General features: G+C 42.4%; 2 protein-coding genes. One reads left to right on the forward strand and one right to left on the reverse strand.

Translation table 11 applies throughout. The features are described from left to right. The first annotated feature begins 44 nt into the window (after positions 1-44). Positions 45-254, forward strand: a complete 210-nt coding sequence (locus F6K49_RS37665) for a hypothetical protein (protein WP_293105250.1) — start codon at positions 45-47, stop codon at positions 252-254. A gap of 266 nt (positions 255-520) precedes the next feature. On the opposite strand, the gene F6K49_RS37670 is transcribed toward F6K49_RS37665, so the two are convergent. After that, complete coding sequence (locus F6K49_RS37670; RefSeq protein WP_293105255.1) at positions 521-3,022, reverse strand: bifunctional serine/threonine-protein kinase/ABC transporter substrate-binding protein; 2,502 nt, start codon at positions 3,020-3,022, stop codon at positions 521-523. Between the last annotated feature and the right edge of the window lie 437 nt (positions 3,023-3,459).

Here is a 3,459-nt window from a genome sequence, read left to right on the forward strand (position 1 = left end):
TCTAAAAAAGTCAGTTAGATTTACAGGAAATTTCCATCGGTAAAGTGCAGTGGATTGGTAGCACTGGTGAGAGTCTTAAACTGACCTACAATCCTAAAAATGACTTGCCAAGTCTGACGCGAAATGGTAAAGACCATGACTGGTCAAAACACATTGACCTGTACAAAGCAGTTAATGGGAATGTACCGATTTCTCTAGGTTGGAAAACAGGTAATCTCCGGGTTGAAGCAGGGGATTTGGTGTTTCAACATTGATTGATAAGTGTTGATTTATCATCGCTAAATATTCCCTAAGAGGATGTCTGAAACCAATAGTCAGAAATGCAATGGTAATACAAGTCATTTTGTTAACGAATAAAGTTTATTACAAGCTTCATTATTATGGAGTTTATACTAACTGGAGTTGAGTCGAAACTCCAGTTGAAATCGGTCTAATTTGTTCAAGTCAACAAGTATTCTACAAATATTACACAGTTATACTACAATAATAGTAAGCTATTAGCTAACTAAAACTCCTAAAACTAATTAGAGGGTATTGGCAGGAAATCGTAACCGCTGGAAGTGTTCTGCTTGGGAAGAATTTTTACCAGTTGGACTGAGCCATTGCGATCGCCTGAACGCAAAAACCGAATTGAACCAGATACTCCAGGCGCTACAAAATCTGAGGCTGAGAGGGCTTCTTGAACACCAGCACGAGTAGGATTACGTTTCAGGGCTTCTATCAAAGCCTGGGTTCCATCGTAAGCCATGGCTGTGCGCCAGTTAACCTCGGCATTCCAAAGGGCTTTGGATTTACGGACAAAGTCTGACTGAGGGTTGCTATCAATATCCCAAAAAACAGCTACCACCATTTCAACAGCGTTTTCTGCACCTTTCTCTAAAGTTTTGGGAGAATACATTACATCTCCTCCCAACAAACTTAGACGTTTACCATTGACCTTAACAACCTCCAAAGCTTGATCTAGAACTGCTGGGTTAGGAGCTAAAAATAGCACCTGTGCTCCCCGCTCAATTGCTTGTTGTACAGGTGTAGCAGGATTAAAATCTGGATTGGAGATGTCAATCTCATCAACAACTTGTCCTCCTCCTAGGGAAACGGCTGTGACAAATTCAGTTCTGAGAGACTTGCTGTAGTCACTCTTAGAATTATAGAAAACCGCTGCATTCTGCTTTTTCAACTGGGTAAGCATGTAGTTAGCTAAGGCTCTGGCTGAAAACGCATCATTTGGCACTGAGCGAAACACATAGGGGCTAAAGTTTGACAACTTTACGGAAGTACTAACAGCAGAGATAGCTGCTAGTGTACCGGAATTATATACTTCTCCTGCGGCTAAGGTTACACTGCTAGCGGAATGACCAATTACACCTAATATTTCCGGATTCTTGACCAACGCTGAAGCAATTTGTTTAGCAGTATCGGGATTTTGATCATCACTCGTAATCACTACTTTGAGGGGTACGCCATTAATTCCCCCAGTTTGATTGATTTCATCTTGAGCTTGAGCAACGCCACGCAAAATTGCTAATGTACCATCGGGGTCAGTAGCAATCGGTCCAGCGACAGCAATAGTATAGGATTTCTGATTACCAATACGAGCATTATTGAGATAAATTAGAGTTTCAGGAGCGTTGGGGTATTTCCGAATTGCTACTTCAAAGTTACTCATGGCTTTGTCATAATCACCAGCAGCCATGGCTTTCATACCCTGTTGTTTGGCAGCTTGGAATTGCAGATTTGGAGTGCCTACCTCTTCTGTTTTAACTAGGGGCTTTTCCCCAAGGCTAATTCGAGCTTGAATATTACTCTGATCAGGTGTTGAAGTTGGAGTAATTTGAGCATTCGTAGCAAAAGGTGATGGGTTGGCTGACTCCGTAGTCTTGGGAGTGTTATTAAATAAAAATAACCAGATTAAATAGATAAGGATGCCAATAACAGTAGTGGCGACACCGATGGGAAGCAATAACCGACGAGGGTTTTGAGATCCAACTCCTGAAGACTGAGACCCAGCAAACGGTTGCGCCGATGATGCTGCTGTTGCCGAAAGTTGAGATGGTGCTAATGAAGTCTCTGTGGGTTGAGGTTGCCCAGACTGTGGTATCGATGGAATGGCTGTTGAGGGGACTGGAGAGTACTGTTGCGGAACTAGTGTCGGTTGTATTATTGTCGGCTGTTGTACTGATTGCTGTTGTGGTAATGAGACTTGTGGGTATGACTCAAGAGCCTGTAGAACCTCTGTGGCAGACTGGTAACGTTCCCTAAAATGGTAGCGCACCATCTTAGAGAGAATCCACTTTAAGTGATCGCTGATCTTTGCCCAAGGTTCCCAGATCACTTCTCCAGTATTAGGGTCTTCTTGAATTTGATTAATCGTTAAGCCAGTTACTGCCTGGATAGCAATCATGCCAAGACCATAAATATCACTGTTGGCACGAGGATTACCTCTACCTTGTTCTGTGGACATATAACCAGGAGTTCCAACAGCGATTGTGCCACTGACTTGATGGTTGGGTCCGCGAATTTGCTTGACTGTGCCGAAGTCAACTAAAACCAGCTTATTGTCCCGATGTCGTCGGATGATATTATCGGGCTTGATATCACGATGGATAACTCGATTTTGGTGGATAAAGCTGAGAGCTCTCAAGACTTCCTGAAGCATTTGACGAACTTGGCTTTCAGACCAGCTTTGACCAGGTTTGATTTCACTGCTGAGGGTGTTTCCTTCAATAAACTCTTGAACCAGGTAAAACTCTTCATCTTCCTCAAAGTAAGCTAAAAGCATCGGAATTTGGTCATTCTTCCCCAGTCTCTCTAGAGTTTCGGCTTCAGTTCGGAACAAACGTCTGGCATTTTCCAAGGATTTGGGATGGTTGCTAGGTGGCTTCAGTTGTTTGATAACGCACTGGGGATTAGTGGGTCGGCGAGTATCTTCGGCAATGTAAGTTTTTCCAAATCCACCTTGGGCTAGGGTATCAATTACTCGATAACGCCGATCAAGTAAATCATTTGGCTTGAGGTCTTTCATAAAAGTTCGGATCACGTACGTATCACAGAATTACAGAAGTTTTACACTTCTGGATGGATAAGTCCTGTACTTATTTATCTATCTGCCAATGCTTTGTGATTTATTAATAGTAGCAGCGATCCCCTGAGGACCTGACCCCCTCAGTACTCAGTACTACTGTCGAGATGGCATGGCAGGATTGAACTAGAGCAGAGTTACCTGATTCTGGGGGAATCAGTAACATAGCGATATAGTTGTTGATTTAAATGATTCACTAGTTGTCTTTTTATTACCACATTTTCTAGTTTTTGTCAATATTAGTTTAATAACTGGTATTTGATATAGCGCTATAGTTTTGCGCCTGCCAAGCCATTAAAGTCTATTCAGTAGATGGTAAACCTGACAAAATAATCAAGGTTTCAGCGATTGTTTTCCTGTTACTAATCTGCTTTCACGTA

Source organism: Moorena sp. SIO3I6 (assembly GCF_010672095.1).

Excerpts from the sequence above, each read along its gene's own strand:
- F6K49_RS37670 (WP_293105255.1), bottom strand. The coding sequence starts at position 3,022 with ATGAAAGACCTCAAGCCAAATGATTTACTTGATCGGCGTTATCGAGTA.